This is a genomic window from Paraburkholderia flava, assembly GCF_004359985.1.
In the GTDB taxonomy this organism is placed as follows: Bacteria; Pseudomonadota; Gammaproteobacteria; order Burkholderiales; family Burkholderiaceae; genus Paraburkholderia; species Paraburkholderia flava.
In genome coordinates this window covers 718,738-733,819 of record NZ_SMRO01000001.1, presented here as the reverse complement: position 1 = coordinate 733,819, position 15,082 = coordinate 718,738, and the positions used below count along the sequence as shown (strand labels likewise).

General features: G+C 63.5%; 15 protein-coding genes. 10 read left to right on the top strand and 5 right to left on the bottom strand.

Features of this window, described 5'->3' with window-relative positions:
* Positions 1-9 precede the first annotated feature (9 nt).
* A complete protein-coding gene (locus E1748_RS03215; RefSeq protein ID WP_133645702.1) occupies positions 10-477 on the bottom strand; it encodes a YaiI/YqxD family protein in 468 nt (155 codons plus the stop codon).
* Positions 478-535: 58 nt separating this feature from the next.
* Positions 536-955 carry a winged helix-turn-helix transcriptional regulator gene (locus E1748_RS03210; RefSeq protein ID WP_133645701.1) on the bottom strand — a complete coding sequence of 140 codons (420 nt, stop codon included), beginning with the start codon at positions 953-955 and terminating at the stop codon, positions 536-538.
* Positions 956-1,060: 105 nt separating this feature from the next.
* On the opposite strand from E1748_RS03210, the gene E1748_RS03205 reads away from it, so the two are divergent.
* Entirely contained in the window at positions 1,061-1,945 is an 885-nt protein-coding gene (locus E1748_RS03205; RefSeq protein WP_133645700.1) for an SDR family oxidoreductase, read from the top strand.
* 128 nt (positions 1,946-2,073) lie between these two features.
* On the opposite strand, the gene E1748_RS03200 is transcribed toward E1748_RS03205, so the two are convergent.
* Positions 2,074-2,475, bottom strand: coding sequence for a RidA family protein (locus E1748_RS03200; RefSeq protein WP_133645699.1), 402 nt, complete (start codon positions 2,473-2,475; stop codon positions 2,074-2,076).
* 191 nt (positions 2,476-2,666) lie between these two features.
* Between E1748_RS03200 and E1748_RS03195 the strand changes: the two genes are divergently transcribed.
* Positions 2,667-3,920, top strand: a complete 1,254-nt coding sequence (locus E1748_RS03195; protein WP_133645698.1) for an MFS transporter — start codon at positions 2,667-2,669, stop codon at positions 3,918-3,920.
* Between the two features lie 15 nt (positions 3,921-3,935).
* Here the strand turns inward: E1748_RS03195 and E1748_RS03190 are convergent, their stop codons facing one another.
* A complete protein-coding gene (locus tag E1748_RS03190; RefSeq protein ID WP_133645697.1) occupies positions 3,936-4,796 on the bottom strand; it encodes a LysR family transcriptional regulator in 861 nt (286 codons plus the stop codon).
* A 137-nt stretch (positions 4,797-4,933) separates the two neighbouring features.
* On the opposite strand from E1748_RS03190, the gene mdtD reads away from it, so the two are divergent.
* Positions 4,934-6,331: a multidrug transporter subunit MdtD gene (gene mdtD / locus E1748_RS03185; protein WP_133645696.1), complete on the top strand. Its 1,398-nt coding sequence runs from the start codon at positions 4,934-4,936 to the stop codon at positions 6,329-6,331.
* Between the two features lie 35 nt (positions 6,332-6,366).
* On the opposite strand, the gene E1748_RS03180 is transcribed toward mdtD, so the two are convergent.
* Positions 6,367-7,602: a citrate/2-methylcitrate synthase gene (locus tag E1748_RS03180; protein WP_133647209.1), complete on the bottom strand. Its 1,236-nt coding sequence runs from the start codon at positions 7,600-7,602 to the stop codon at positions 6,367-6,369.
* A gap of 267 nt (positions 7,603-7,869) precedes the next feature.
* On the opposite strand from E1748_RS03180, the gene E1748_RS03175 reads away from it, so the two are divergent.
* The 7 genes from E1748_RS03175 (at position 7,870) to E1748_RS03145 (ending at position 15,079) form a co-directional block, all read left to right on the top strand.
* Positions 7,870-8,994 (top strand): cupin domain-containing protein, encoded by a 1,125-nt coding sequence (locus E1748_RS03175; RefSeq protein ID WP_133645695.1) that lies wholly within the window; start codon positions 7,870-7,872, stop codon positions 8,992-8,994.
* Between the two features lie 37 nt (positions 8,995-9,031).
* Complete coding sequence (dapA, locus tag E1748_RS03170; RefSeq protein ID WP_133645694.1) at positions 9,032-9,925, top strand: 4-hydroxy-tetrahydrodipicolinate synthase; 894 nt, start codon at positions 9,032-9,034, stop codon at positions 9,923-9,925.
* Between the two features lie 35 nt (positions 9,926-9,960).
* The gene (locus E1748_RS03165; protein ID WP_133645693.1) at positions 9,961-10,515 is read left to right on the top strand and encodes a hypothetical protein; all 555 of its coding nucleotides are present in this window, start codon (positions 9,961-9,963) and stop codon (positions 10,513-10,515) included.
* Positions 10,512-11,501, top strand: a complete 990-nt coding sequence (locus E1748_RS03160) for an ornithine cyclodeaminase family protein (RefSeq protein WP_133645692.1) — start codon at positions 10,512-10,514, stop codon at positions 11,499-11,501. The genes E1748_RS03165 and E1748_RS03160 overlap by 4 nt, the downstream gene beginning before the upstream one ends.
* Before the next feature lie 117 nt (positions 11,502-11,618).
* On the top strand, positions 11,619-12,680 hold the full coding sequence (locus tag E1748_RS03155) for a porin (protein WP_133645691.1): 1,062 nt from the start codon (positions 11,619-11,621) through the stop codon (positions 12,678-12,680).
* A 12-nt stretch (positions 12,681-12,692) separates the two neighbouring features.
* Positions 12,693-14,054, top strand: a complete 1,362-nt coding sequence (locus E1748_RS03150; protein ID WP_133645690.1) for an MFS transporter — start codon at positions 12,693-12,695, stop codon at positions 14,052-14,054.
* 35 nt (positions 14,055-14,089) lie between these two features.
* Positions 14,090-15,079: a substrate-binding domain-containing protein gene (locus E1748_RS03145; RefSeq protein WP_133645689.1), complete on the top strand. Its 990-nt coding sequence runs from the start codon at positions 14,090-14,092 to the stop codon at positions 15,077-15,079.
* Positions 15,080-15,082: the final 3 nt, after the last annotated feature.

The window sequence follows — 15,082 nt, the reverse complement described above, 5'->3', positions numbered from 1 at the left end:
TGTCCTGCCTCACGCACCCGCACCCGGCCGCGCCCGATAACGAGCAAGAAACCGATCCAGCTGCGACGCGAACGTCTTGCTGTCGTTTGCACTATACGGCGAAGGACCGCCGGTCTCGATGCCTGTGCTGCGAAGCTGATCCATCACATCGCGCATCGTCAGGCGTTCCTGAATATTCTCGCGACTGAACCAGCTGCCACGCGGATCGAGCACCTGCGCGCCTTTGTCGAGCGCAGCAGCGGCAAGCGGAATATCCGCAGTAATCACGAGGTCACCGTTCTCGGCGAGTTCGACGATGCGGTTGTCGGCGGCGTCGAAGCCCGCGGGCACCTGCAGTGACTTGATGAAGCGCGAAGGCGGCGTGCGCAGATACTGATTCGCGACCAGCGTGACGCACACCTCGACGCGGTTTGCTGCCCGGAACAGCATTTCTTTGACGACTACGGGGCAGGCGTCTGCGTCGACGAGGATTTGCATGGGGCTATTTCCGGTGGAGAAGAGCGCGCATTTTACTGCCGGCGCAGAGGAGTGCCTCTTACGCCGATTCCCTCTGGCTATCGAACTCGGCACGAGCTGCCCGGACCGCATCGTAATTCGCGTCGGCCCAGACGAGCAAAACGTTCAGCGCATCGAACATCGATCGACCGAGATCGGTGAGGCTGTATTCGACGCCCGGCGGTTTCGTAGGGAACACCTCGCGATGCACATAGCCGTCGCGTTGCAACTCATGAAGCGTCTGCGTCAACATGCGCTGCGAAATGTCCGGCACCAGCCGACGAAGTTCGCCGAATCGATACGCTTGCTCGGACAGCGCGATCATCAGCAGCGAACTCCACCGCCCGTTGATCACATCGATGACGTCGCGCACCGGGCAATTCCCGATCGCACCATATTGAGTGCGGACCTCTTCCAGCTTCGCCTTGAGCTCGCTTATCCGCGTGTGGGTGGTTCCCATCTGGTAACTATCTCCTGAAAAACTGCCTCCTTTACGGAAGCGGGCCGAGGCCTGACTATCGAGGCACTCTCAAAAAGAGAGTAACACTCAGAATGAGGTTATTCCATGAGCAACACGATTTTCGTCACCGGCGCGTCCGGTCAGCTTGGCCGGCTCGTGATCAAGCATCTGCTTGCGCGCGGCGTGACGCACAACCGCATCATCGCCGGCACCCGCGACCCCGAAAAACTCGCCGACCTTGCGGCGGCCGGCATCGAAGTACGTAAAGCGGACTTCGAAGACCCGCAAGCTTTGACCGAAGCGTTCAAAGGCGCCGGTACGGTCGTCATCGTTTCGACGGATGCGCTGGATGGCGCCGACAAACGGTTGAAGCAGCATCGCAATGCGGTTGCGTCAGCGGTCGCAGCGGGTGTCGAGCGTCTGGCGTATACGTCGCTGCCCAATCCGGAAAGTTCGCTCGTGACCTTCGCGCCGGACCATCTGGAGACCGAGCGGGCCATCAAGGCCACCGGCTTGCCGCACGTGATTTTCCGGAACAGCTGGTATCACGAGAATCTGCTCATGTCGCTGCCTCATGCGCTGGCGAGCGGGCAATGGCATTCGGCTACGAAGGGTGGGAGAGTGTCGTCCGCCGGGCGGGAGGACATGGCCGAAGCGATTGCCGCAGCGCTGGTTGCGCCGTCGTCCGACAGCAGGACCTACACGCTCACCGGCAGCGAAGCGCTATCTCGCGAAGAGATCGCAGGCCTTGCTCGCGAGGCGACAGGCAAGCCGCTTGCCGTCGTCGATGTGACCGACGCGCAGTTCGCCGCCGGACTGGAAGCGGCCAAGGTTCCGGGCGTATTCGTTGCGATGCTGGTATCGATCGAGGTAGCGATCCGGTCCGGCAATCTTTCTATCGTCACGGACGATATCGAGTCGCTGATCGGACGCGCACCGAGGCGGCTTGGTGATTATCTGAAAGAGGCTAAGGCCAGCTATACAGGTTAAGTGTCTTTCCGCGCGGCCGCACGCATGACAAAAGCGGCCGCTGCGGTAGCGATGACACGAAGCGCGGCACACAAAAACAAAAGAACGTCCGCGCTTCGAGGTCGATCCATCAAAAGACCACAGCCGTATTACGCAGGCCGGCGCACAATAAAATCGATCTCAACCAGCGCATCCCGAGCAAGCCCCGTCACACCGATACACGTCCGCGCCGGCAAACGATCCGACGGAAAGTACGCAGCATAGGTCGCATTCATCGTCGCGTAGTCGCGCTTGAACTCGGTCAGAAAAATGCGCGCGGACACGACGTGCTCGAGCCCAAGACCGACGCCCGCGAGCACGAGCTTCAAGTTGTCCATCACGCGCGTGGTCTGCGCGGCGACGCCGTCGGGCAGCGGCGCCGAGTCGTCGTCGGGCGATGTAGGCATCTGGCCGGTCACGAAGATCCAGCCGTCCGACTCCGTCGCGTGCGAAAAAGGACCGACCGGCGTCGGTGCGCCCTGGACCATCCAGAACCGGGTGGCTGCGTTCATTGCTGCGTTCTCCTTTGAACCTTGAAAGGTAGCGGATGCGCGCCGCAAATCGTTTTCGCGGCTGGCACCGCACGACGGTATCACGACGCAAATCGTCGTGTAGTTCTGCCGCGCAACGTCGAGTTGCACTAAACTGCCGGCTTTCCCGACCGGCAGTGCCACGCCCGCGCGCACCGACTCACGACCGACCGATGACTCCCGACTCTGCCGACACCGAACCCCCTTCCGTTCTTGCATCTTCAACCGTCAGCCCGTTGCGCGATCCCGGGTTCCAGCGTTTCTGGTCTGCGCGCGTGCTGTCGTCGGTGTCGTTCCAGATGCTTGCAGTCGCGATCGGTTGGCACATCTACGCGCTGACGCACAGCGCGTACGCGCTCGGTCTCGTCGGGCTCGCGCAGTTCCTGCCGATGTTCGCACTGACGCTGGTCGTCGGCCACGCTGCAGATCGCTACGACCGTCGGCGCATCGCGGCGATCTGTCAGACGCTCGAAGCGCTCGCGGCCGGCGTGTTCCTGCTCGGCACGCTCGGCGGCTGGCTGACGGCGCCCGTTATCTACGTGCTCGCGGCATCGGTCGGCGCGGCGCGCGCGTTCGAATCGCCGGCGGTGTCGTCGTTGCTGCCGGGCATCGTGGGACGCGACGAGCTGCCGCGCGCGACCGCGTGGGCCACGTCGGCGAACCAGTCGGCGCAGATCGTCGGGCCCGCGCTCGGCGGTTTGCTGTACGGCGTCGGGCCGATGGCCGTGTACATCGCGTGTGCGATCGCGTTCGGTTGCGCGGCGATGCTGGTGAGCACGATCCCATTGCGCACGAAGCCGGCCACGCGCGCGCCTGCGACGCTCAAATCGATTTTCTCGGGCATCGCGTTTATTCGTCGCGAACCGGTGGTGCTCGGCGCGCTGTCGCTGGACTTGTTCGCGGTGCTGTTCGGCGGCGCGACCGCGTTGCTGCCGATCTTCGCGCGCGACATGTTGCACACGGGTCCGTGGGGGCTGGGCATACTGCGTTCCGCACCCGCAGTCGGCGCGCTCGCGGGCACGCTGTGGCTCGCGCATTTTCCGCTGCGCACACGGCCGGGCAGGGCGATGTTCGGTGGTGTGATCGCGTTCGGTCTCGTGACGATCGTGTTCGGGCTATCGAATCAATTTCTGCTGTCGCTCGTCGCACTCGCCGCGATGGGCGCCGCCGATGTGATCAGCGTGGTCGTGCGGCTGTCGCTCGTGCAGCTGCGCACACCCGACGAGATGCTGGGCCGCGTCAGCGCAGTGAATGCGCTGTTCATCGGCACATCGAATCAACTGGGCGAATTCGAATCGGGACTCACGGCGGGCTGGTGGGGTGCGCGGGCGGCGGTGCTCGTCGGCGGTTGCGCGACAATCGGCGTCGCGCTGCTGTGGATGCGGATTTTTCCCGAACTCAGGAAGATGCGTTCGCTCGAGCGCTGAGCGTCACGTCGAACACTATTCGCCGATCCACGACCCGCGCAGATCGCTGTCGTGCAGCAACTGCAGCAGCGTGCCTGCGGGGCGGCTGAGCCGCTTCGCCGCCAGTGCGATGAATTCGACGTCGGGTAGCACCGGCAGACTCGCGACGTTGGCCGGCGGCGCGAGTCCACGTGCCGACAGATACTGCGGCCGCACTGTCACACCAAGCCCACCTCGAGCAGCCGCGACGCAACCGGCGTGACTGCTGCTCGTGCAGACCAGTTGCCAGCGGAAGTCGGTTTGCGCGAGCGCATCGAGCACGACCGCGCGCGTCACGCTCGGTTCGGCGACAAGAATCAGCGGTAGCGGTTGCGTGAGATCCACCAGCGTGCCGGCGCGCGCGAGCCATTCGAGCCGTCCGGTGAATAGCGCGACGCCGCGTTTGTCGCCGAGCCTTCTCTTGCCCACCAGCAGATCGATCGATCCCGCGTCGAGCAATTCGTACAGCTTGCCGGTCATGCCGATCGTGATTTCGAGTTCGACGTCGGGGTGCGCGTTGCGGAAGGCGGCGAGCACGGTCGGCAACGGGCCGAGTGCGATGTCGTCGGATGAGCCTAGACGGACGCGTCCTTTCAGACGCGGTGCGCGGAATTGCGACTCGGCGCGGCCGATTGCCTGCAGGATCGCGCCGGCATGCGCGAGCATCGCTTCGCCGTCGGGCGTCATCGCGAGCGAGTGCGTGTCGCGGATAAACAGCCGCCGTCCGACCGCATGCTCGAGACGGCGAACGTGTTCGCTGACGCTCGACTGCGTGAGACCAAGCTGACGCGCTGCCTCGGTGAAGCTATGGCAGCTCGCGACCGTCGCGTATGTCTTGAGCCAGATGGGATTGAGCATCGCTCATTGTTATCGGCAACGGCGATAACAGTCAACATCGTTAGTGGGGTTCCCGATTGTCAACGATGACAATATCATGTCGGAATCCCCCAAGAACGCGTCGAAAGCCCATCTGTCGACGCACCCGAGAAGTATCGATGAGTCAGGATTCCAGCCACACCGCGTTACTGTGGATCGTCGCCGCAGGTTTCTTCATGCAGACGCTCGACACGACGATCGTCAACACCGCGCTTCCGTCGATCGCGCACAGTCTCGGTGTGAAACCGCTCGTGATGCAGCCGGTGATCGTCGCGTACACGCTGACGATGGCGATGCTGACGCCCGCATCCGGCTGGCTCGCCGATCGCTTCGGCACGCGGCGTGTGTACTTCACTGCAATCCTGATCTTCGTGCTCGGCTCGCTGTGCTGTTCGAGCGCACACACGCTCGGGCAACTGGTGGTCGCGCGCGTTTTGCAGGGCATCGGCGGATCGATGCTGCTGCCGATCGGCCGGCTCGCGGTGCTGCGCAGCGTGCGCGGCGAGCAATACGTGGCCGCACTCGCGATGATTTCGGTTGCGGGACAGATCGGCCCGATTGTCGGACCGACACTTGGCGGCTGGTTTGTCGAAGCGTTCTCATGGCACTGGATTTTCCTGATCAACGTGCCGATCGGCGCAATCGGGATGTTCGCGGTTCACCACTATCTGCCGCGTACGACCAGCGAGGCTGCACCGCCATTCGACGTGACCGGCTGCGCGCTGGTGTCGCTGTGCATGATCGCGTTCTCGCTTGCAGTCGATGCGCCGGTTCAATCGCATCGCGCTGCGTGGTCCGCAGGATTGTTCGTGCTCGGACTCGTCTCAGCGTTCGCGTACATCTCGTATGCACGGCGTCGCGAGAATCCGCTGTTCAGGCTCGCGTTGTTCAGGGAACCGAACTTTAGCGTCGGGTTGATCGGCAACCTGGTGTGCCGGATCGGCTCGAGCGCGGTGCCGTTTCTCGTACCGCTGCTGATGCAGCTCGAACTTGGCTACACGCCGCTGCATTCCGGTTTGATGATGCTGCCTGCGGCGTTGTCGGGCGCGCTTGCGAAGCGCTGGATCGCGCCGCTGATTCGCCGCTACGGGTACGACACGTTCCTGCTGGTGAATACGTTGATCGTCGGTGGATCGATCGTCGCATTTGCGCTGATTTCGCGCGGCACGCCGGTCGCCCTCGAGATCGTCGTGCTGGCGATTTTCGGCGCGGCCAATTCGATGCAGTTTGCGGCGATGAACAGCGTCACGCTGAAGGGGCTGTCGATCGAGGACGCAGGCAGCGGCAACAGTTTGTTCTCGATGGTGCAGATGCTCGCGCTCGGCCTGGGCGTAACGATCGGTGGTGCGCTCGTTAGCCTGTTCGCCGACCAATGGGGTTCGGTGACGCTCGGATTCCGGATGAGCTTCATCTGCGTCGGGGTGATTACGCTGATTTCCGCGGCGGTTTTTCGGGGTATCGATGCGACGCCGACGGTGACTTCGCCGACAAAACCGGCGACCGTGGAAGGGCGGTAACAGCGGTTCGCTGAAAGTGGCCGCGTCGCCGCCGATTACATCCGCAACGCCGCAATATACTTCGCACGCGGCCGCAGCAGGAACGCCTGCGAGCGCTGTTCAAGCACATGCGCGACCCATCCTGCCGTACGACTGATGATCCACAACGCAGTCGCGGTGCCGTCCGGTAGACCCAACGCACGCGCGAGCACGACGAGCGCGATCGCGACGCCCGGACGCATCGACAGTTTCTCTTCGGCGAGTCCGAGAAAGGCGAGCGTCGGCGCGGTATCGGTCGTCGCCTGACGCAGTGCACGCACCTGCTCGATGATCAGATTCGCGCGCACATCGCCTTCCGGATACAGCGGATGGTTGAAGCCGAACAGACTCGCGCCCACTTCACGCACCATCTGCAGACGCGGCGCGGTATCGGGATTGGACACATCGCGCAGCAGCAGCGTTTCGACTTTCTCCGTCGCGGTGCCCGTCGAAAAACCGACGTGCGATCCGATCGCCGCCGCGATGCAGTTGTAGAGATCCGCATTCGTCGATGCCGCGACACGCGCGGCGAACGTGGCCGGCGCGAGTTCGTTGTCGGCGAGCACGGTCAGCGCGCCGTTCACTGCGAACACCGCATCGGGCGAACCGATACCGCCTGCCGAACGCAGCAGATATGCCGCCAGACTCTCGCCGCGTTCACGTGCGACGAACGCCCGCGTATTGCTTAGAAACCCCAGGCATCCGGCCATCGTCTGCATGATGAGACGAGCGGCTTGCACTGCGCTGCCGTCGGAGATTTCTGCCGCGCCGCGTCCCTGCATGCCGAGCGCAAGCGGCACCATGCCGAGCAGGTTGGCTATGTCGCCGCCTTCCAGCTTGCCCGCGTACGCGCTGAACAGCGGCAGCACCGTCTGCGGCGTGTCGAGCGTGCCCCACGCAGTGACGCCGTCCTGCCAGACGCCGGTCATCAGCAGTTGCGAAACCGATTCGAACGATGCGCCGGCCTTCGCCATGTCGACAGCAGAGCGGTTGCGATACAGCGGACCCTGCGGTGTGATGTGCGTGATTGCCGACGCGAGCACCGGTTCGCCCCAGCGCATCGTCGATTCGGCCGACGCCGCCTTCGGCATGCGTCCGCGCTTGCGACTGCCCACGCGCTCGACATCGGCACGCACGTACAGGCTGCGGCGCCCGTCGTCGTGCGGCGCGGTGCCGATCAGGCCGCGGCTCACGTACGAGTAAAGCGTCGCCGGCTTGATGTTGAGGCGGGCCAGCACTTCCTCGCGTGTCATCAGATCTCTGGTCGTCATGGAATCAATCTAATCAATATAAATCGGCCGAATGGGTCGGACGCAGCATGTTCCTGAAAGTTTATCAGACCATTGCAGTAAAGCGGAGTCCGGCTATTCGTCAGTACGCGAGAGCCCGGCCCAAATATTTATATTGATTTTAAATATCAATCTTGATCGACAAAGCGCCGGCGAGTAATTTTCAGTCCTCGATTCCATTTCCGCACCTGGCCGCGACTGATCCCGGCGGGTGCTTTGAGGAGACTTCCGATGCATGACCTGAGACGCGAATTCGGGCCGGCGCAAGCGAGCTTTGTCGATCAGACTGGCCAGCGTCCCCGCGACAACCACTACTGGGCACCGGTGATCGTGAGCCGCGAAGAGATCGACGCGGAGGTCGAGCGTCTTGCCGCGTTGCCGAAGCCGGCCGACGGACGCCGTCATTCGTTGATCGTCCATCCGTCCGCGCGTGCCGGTTCGCCGGGCCTCGCCCCTGGCATTCAGGTGTCGCTGCAGGTGTTGTTGCCGGGCGAGACCACCGAGCCGATGCGTCACAACGCGACCGAGGTGAACTTCTGCATTCGCGGCGGCGGTTCGACGCGCGTCGCGGGTCGCAGCATCGCGTTCCGTCAATACGACGTGTGGAATCATCCGGCGTTCGTCGCGTACGCGCACACCAACGATACAAACGACATCCAGGTGCGGCTCGTCTACTCGAATACGCCGCTGCTGCAGCACATGGAAGTGTATGTGCCCGAGTTCGGCGTCGAGCTGGAAGTGCCAACCGAAACGCTCACGTCGCACGTCAGCGACGATCCGAAGCGCCGCAACCCGTTCGGCATGTTCCCGATCGGCGAAGACGGTGGCCTGCTGATGCCGTACGAAACGCTGATCAATCCGCAGGTCGTCGAATCGCGTCCGCTGCATTTTCCGTGGCAACTCGTGAAAGCCGAACTCGACAAGCTCGAAGCACTGGGCAGCGACTACGTCGGACGCCGGCTGTACATGATGTACAACCCGGTGACGGGTCGCACCAACGGCATCACGCCGAATTTCTTCGCGACGATGACGATCCGTCCGCCGAAGATCGTCGACCGTCCGCATCGTCATGTGTCGTCGGCGATCAACTACTACTTCTCGGGCTCGGGCTACAGCATGGTCGCGGGCAACCGCTACGAGTGGAAAGCCGGCGATCTGATGCTGTCGGCACCCGGCTGGGCCGTGCACAACCACGCGTCCTACGACGACTACGTCTACGAGCTGACCATCCAGGATCAGCCGCTCAACATCTACATGCAGTCGCTGCTGTGGCAGGAGAGCATGAAAGAGCCGCTCGCGCTGCTCGGCACGCAGACCGGTTTTTCGACCAATCGCGGTAATGAAAAAGCCGCTTGAGCCAACTAAGCCAATTCATCGACAAGGAATCCGAATCATGCGCGATATCTCATGGCTGAAGGGCTCGATTACGCCGATCGTCACGCCGTTCCGCAACCAGGCTGTCGACTACGAGACCTATGCACGGCTCGTCGACTGGCAGATCGTCAACGGCGGGCATGGCGTGCTCGTGAACGGCACGACAGCGGAGCCGAGTCTGCTGACGGTGGCAGAGCGTAACCGTCTCGTCGACGTCGCCGTCGAGGCCACGGCCGGACGCGTGCCGGTGCTCGCCGCGACCGGCTCGCAATCGCATGCCGAAACCGTCGAGCTGACGGCGCACGCGGACAAGGCCGGCGTCGATGCGATGCTGATCGTCACGCCTTACTACATCCGTCCGCCGCAGCGCGGTCTCGTCGAGTACTACGTGGACATCGGTACACGCACGGAACGGCCGCTGCTGATCTATCACATCCCGGGGCGCGCGGCGGTCAGCATGGATCTCGCGACCGTCAAGGCGATCCGCGAGCGCGTACCGCATCTGGTCGGGATGAAGCATGCGGTCAACGACATGGGCTTCGTCACGCACATGCTCGACACGTTCGGGTCGGACTGGCGCGTGTTCGTCGGTCTTGAGGAACTGAGCTATCCGATGCTCGCGGTCGGCGCATGCGGGTTGATGAACGCGGTCGGCAATCTGGCGCCGCGTCAGGTGGCGAATCTCGTCGAGGCGGTCGAGCGCAACGACTACGCGGCCGCACGCGATCTGCATTTCTCGTTGTTCGAGCTGAATCAGTCCGTGTTCTACGACACGAATCCGATCCCCATCAAATACATGATGAAGCGGATGGGCCTGCTGCCCGCGAACGAACATCGTCTGCCGATGATGCCCGCGACGCGCGAACTGGAAGTGCGTCTCGACGGCGTGCTCGATCGTGCCGGTCTGCTTTAAGCACAGCGCGATACGACAGGAAACCGGAGACATCGATGAGCGAGAAGATCCCCAGGCTGGAGCTGGCCGATATGCGGCCCGATCTGGCCGCCTATCTGACGCCGCGCGTCGAACGGCTGCGCTATCTCGGCGAGCTGTTCAAGTGCGCGGGCCATGCACCCGACGTGACGCTGCACTTCATGCATTTCACCGATGCACTGAAGCACGCGCTGCCTGATCGTCTGACCGAACTCGGCGCGCTGACGGTGGCGAGCTACATGGAGAACCGCTACGAGCGTCACCAGCATGAACGCCTGAGCGTGAAGCTCGGTTTTCCGCGCACGTGGATTGCGCAGGTCAATCGACTCGATCCGGCTGCGGCGACCGAATTGAGCGACGTCGAGAAAGTCGCACAGGCGTATGCGTTGAAGGCGTTACGCACACGCGGACTCGATGCACAAACGGAGTTCGATTCGCTCGCGAGCCTGCTGACGCCGGCCGAAGCGATGGCTTTCGTGATGCTGATTGGCCGCTACGTGACGCACGCGATGGTCGTCAACACGCTGCGGCTCGAACCGCCGGTGCCGTCGATTTTCGAGGGCGAAGCATGAACGCGGCGAGTACACCCGTCTGGATTTCCGAGCAGCAGATCGTCTCGCTGATGAACCTGTCCGGCGCAATCGAAGCGCTCGAAGCCGGCCTCGCGCAGCAGGCGAGCGGCGCGGCACGCAACATGGGCAAGACGCACGTCGCGTGGGGGCACAGCAATCTGCACGCGATCGGCGCGGCGTTTCAGGACGCGGGGATCGTCGGCACGAAAACCTGGGCGCATACCGAAGGCGGAGCGTGTCCGCTGCTGATGCTGTTCGACAGCGCGAACGGTCAGCTGAAGGCGATTCTCGAAGCGTTCGCACTGGGCCAGATGCGCACCGGCGGCATCTCCGGTGTTGCGACGAAATGGCTCGCGCGTCCCGATGCCGACGTGCTCGCGTTGATCGGTACCGGCAAGCAGGCGCTCGCGCAGCTTGCCGCAGTGGCCGCAGTGCGGCCACTGAAGCTCGTGCGTGTGTACAGTCCGACGCCTGACAAACGCCGCGCGTTCGTCGAGCGGGCGCGTGCGAAGTTCTACATCGAGATCGTGGCGGCGCAGTCGGTGGAGGCCGCTGTCGCCGATGCGCCGATCGTCACGACCGTCACGCGCGCGACCGAAGCGTTTTTGCCCGCGTCGGCGCTGGCAAGCGGCACGCATGTGAACGCAGTAGGTGCGATCACGGAAGAGCGCATCGAACTCGCCGACGACGTGTTCGCCCGCTGCACGCGCGCGGTCGTCGACGATCTCGGCGCGGCGCAGCGTCTGTCGACGGAATTCGTCCGTGCGTACGGCTCGCGCGATGCGTGGGACGAAATAACGCCGCTGTGCGACGTCGTCGCACGAGGACTCGCGCGCACGTCCGCCGACGACATCACGGTGTTCAAGGCGATGGGCATGGGCGTGTCGGATCTTGCGCTCGGCCTGCGGCTCTATGCGCTCGCGAGCGAAGCAGGGCTCGGTACACCGTTGCCGCAGCCGCGTCGCGAGGCTCCGCGTCTCGACTGAAGGCGCCCGCGTCGCAGAAGTGACCGAAGTCGTAGCAGTCTCGCCCGTGTCGTCGTCATGGGCGGGCCTGACCACGACCAGCAAGCACACGAATACAAAAACTTTGGAGACAGACACATGAAGAAACATCACGCTTTTGCCGCGCTGGCGTTGTCGTGCGCCGCCGTGCCCTACGTTCACGCGGAAGGGACGGTGACGCTCTACGGGATCACCGACGTCGGCATCGAAATCGCGAATCACGTGCCCGGTGCGAATGGCACATCAGGCACCGCGGTGCGGATGGAATCGGGCAGCCTTGCGGGCTCGCGCTGGGGCTTGCGCGGCCAGGAGGATCTGGGCGGCGGCATCAAGGCCATATTCGATCTCGAGAACGGCTTCTCGATCAACAACGGCACGCTCGGACAGGGCGGCCGGATGTTCGGACGAAAAGCGTACGTCGGGTTGAGCACACCGTATGGCGAAGTCAGACTCGGCCGGCAATACAACCTGCTGTACGACTTGATGTATGTGTACGATCCGCTCAACTTCAATCCGAGCTATTCCGCGCAGGGCTACGATGCAACGCTCGTCGGCCGCGCGGATAATGCGGTGCGCTATCTCGCGAACTTCGATGGCGTGACGTTCGCGGCGTTGTACAGCACGGGCTTCGATTCGACCATTCCCAACGGTGCACAGGTGGCAGGACATTCCAAGGTGGGCCGCGAGTACAGCGTCTCGCTGCAGTACGCGCACGGACCGGCCAATGTCGGCGTCGCGTACGACCAGATGCAGGGCACGTCGATCGCGACGCAGGACGTGTCGCAGATGCGCGTCGTCGGCGGGGCGACCTATGCGTTCGGTTCGGTGAAGGCATACGTCGGTACACGCTGGCTCAATGTGAAAAACAGCGTGACGTCGCCGGGTTCGCTGCTGTACTGGGTCGGCGCATCGTGGCAAGCGAGCGCGCCGCTGTTCCTGTCGCTCGGCGGCTATCAGGAGCGCATCCACGGCACGGGGCAGAAGACGTCGAGCGCGGTGCTGCTCGCCGACTACTTCCTGTCGAAGCGCACCGACCTCTACGCGGAAGTCTCATACGCGAGCAATTCGGATGGTCTGAACATCGGCGTGCGCGCGCTCGGCGATGTCACGAGCGGCAGCAACCAGACCGGCGCGATGATCGGCATCAAACACTCATTCTGAAGCGAGGCAGTCATGGCTCAACATAAAGTGTCGATGCCGGCGACCCGGATCGACGTTCGTCAGGAGATCGAGGAAGCGCCCCTCGGCGGCTTTCACTACCGGCTCGGCGTGCTGATCGCGCTGATCCTGCTGTTCGACGGCTACGACCTGTACAACTCCGCGTACATCGTCCACTACGTCGCGGGACCGTGGGGGCTGTCGCCGACGCGCATCGGCATCATGCTGTCGAGCGGGCTTGCGGGTTTCGCGGCGGGTTCAGCGGTGAGTGGCCTGCTCGGCGATCGCTTCGGGCGTCGCAAGATCCTGTTGCTCGGCTGCTGGGGCTCGGGTGTGATGAGTCTCGCGATCGCGCTGTTCGCACACGATCTCGCGACCTACATCGCGCTGCGCGTGACGATGGGACTCGCGCTCGGGCTGCTGATGCCGCTCGCTGTGACCTACATCAACGAGATCGCACCGACGCGTTCGTCGAACGTGTTTACCAGCGTGTTCTTCTCGCTCGGCTGGGTGAGCGGGTCGTCGTCGGCCGGGTTGATTGCTGCGTGGTTGACGCCGCATTACGGGTGGCAGAGTCTCTATTACGTCGGCGGCGTGGCGCTCGTGTTCGCGCTCGCGATCCAGTTGTGGCTACCGGAATCGCCGCGCTTTCTCGCGAGCCGTGGCCGCTGGGACGAAGTGAAGTCGCTGCTGTACCGGTTGCGTCCGGAACGCGCGGCGGCCTACGACGCCGGTCAGTTCGCGAGCGGTGGCGCGTTGTCGCACAGAAGTCCGCTCGGTCTGCTGCTGTCGCACGATTATCGATTGCGCACGCTGAGTTTCTGGGCGGCCGGCGCATTGAGCCTGTTCTCTGCGTACGGCTTGTCCGGCTGGCTGCCGACGATCATGCTCAAGCGCGGCGAAAATCTGTCGTCGAGCTTCGCGTACGGCTCGCTGTTCGCCGGCATGGCGGTGGCGGGCGGCTTGATCTCCGGTTTCATCGCCGACCGCGTCGGCGATCGGCGCAAAGTCATCTCGGCGTCGTACGTGCTCGGCGCGGCGATGGTCGCGCTGCTCGCATGGGCCACCGACCGCACCACGACGATGATCGCCGTGGCCGGCGCGGGTGCGTTCGTCGTCGGTTCGCAGATCGTGCTCAACAACCTCGTCGCGACCACGTACCCGACTGAAATGCGCGGCACCGGCGTCGGCCTGTTCCTCGGGCTGTCGCGGATCGGCGCGATGTTGGGGCCCGCCGTCGCGGGCGTGTTGCAGCAATGGTCCGGCGGCCCCGGCATCATGTTCGGCGCGATCGGCGCGGCCGTGCTGATGACTGCAACGCTGGTGCTGACCATCGGGCCTTCGCAACCGCATGTCGTCATCACGAATGCCCACTGAGGCCCACTGATTTTTCTGTCCCTACGAGAACCACTATGTCCAGACTGTCCTTGAGCCTCGCCGTGAGCGACTACGACCACGTACGCGATCTGGTGACCGGGCGCGTGCAGCCCGAAGGCATCGATCTGTTGCCGTCGGTGCTGAACGTCGAGGAGATTTTTTATCGCACGACGCATTTCCAGGAGTGGGACATCTCGGAGATGTCGTTCGGCAAGTTTTCGTCGCTGCGCTCGCAGGGCGACGACCGGCTCGTCGGATTGCCGATCTTTCCGTCGCGCTCGTTCAGGCAATCGTCGCTGTACGTGCGGCGCGATGGTCCCGTGCAACGTGCCGAGGATCTGCGCGGCAAACGCATCGGCATTCCCGAATGGGCGCAGACGGCTGCGATCTATTCGCGCGGCTGGATCGCGCATTCGCTCGGTATTCCGCTGTCGGAAATCGAATGGGTGCAGGGCGGTGTGAATCAGGCGGGGCGCAAGGAGAAGGTCAACGTGCGCGTGCCCGAGGGCGTGTCGTATCGTCCGGAGCCCGAGCATTCGCTGACGTCGCTGCTGCTCGACGGCAAGATCGATGCGGTGCTGAGCGCACGCGCGCCGGAACCGGGCCGCGAACGTGCGGGCGAAATCGTGCGGCTCTTCCCGGATTTCGCCGGCGTCGAGCGTGAATACTACGAAGCCACGCGAATTTTCCCGATCATGCATCTGATCGTGCTGCGTCGCGAGACGTTCGAGAAGAACCGCTGGATCGCGGGCAATCTGCTGAAAGCGTTCGACGAAGCGAAGCGCAACAGCCTTCATCGTCTGAGCGATATCACGTGCTCGCACTTTCCGCTGCCGTGGATGCCGTCGCGCGTCGCCGATGCGCAGGCGTTGTTCGGCGAGGACATCTGGCCGTACGGGCTCGAACCGAATCGCACGACGCTCGAAGCGTTTCTGCAGTTCGGGTATGAGCAGGGGGTGTGTCATCGTCTGTTGAAGCCGGAAGAACTGTTCGTCGCCGAAACGCTGAGTGCGGTGCGCGTGTGAGTG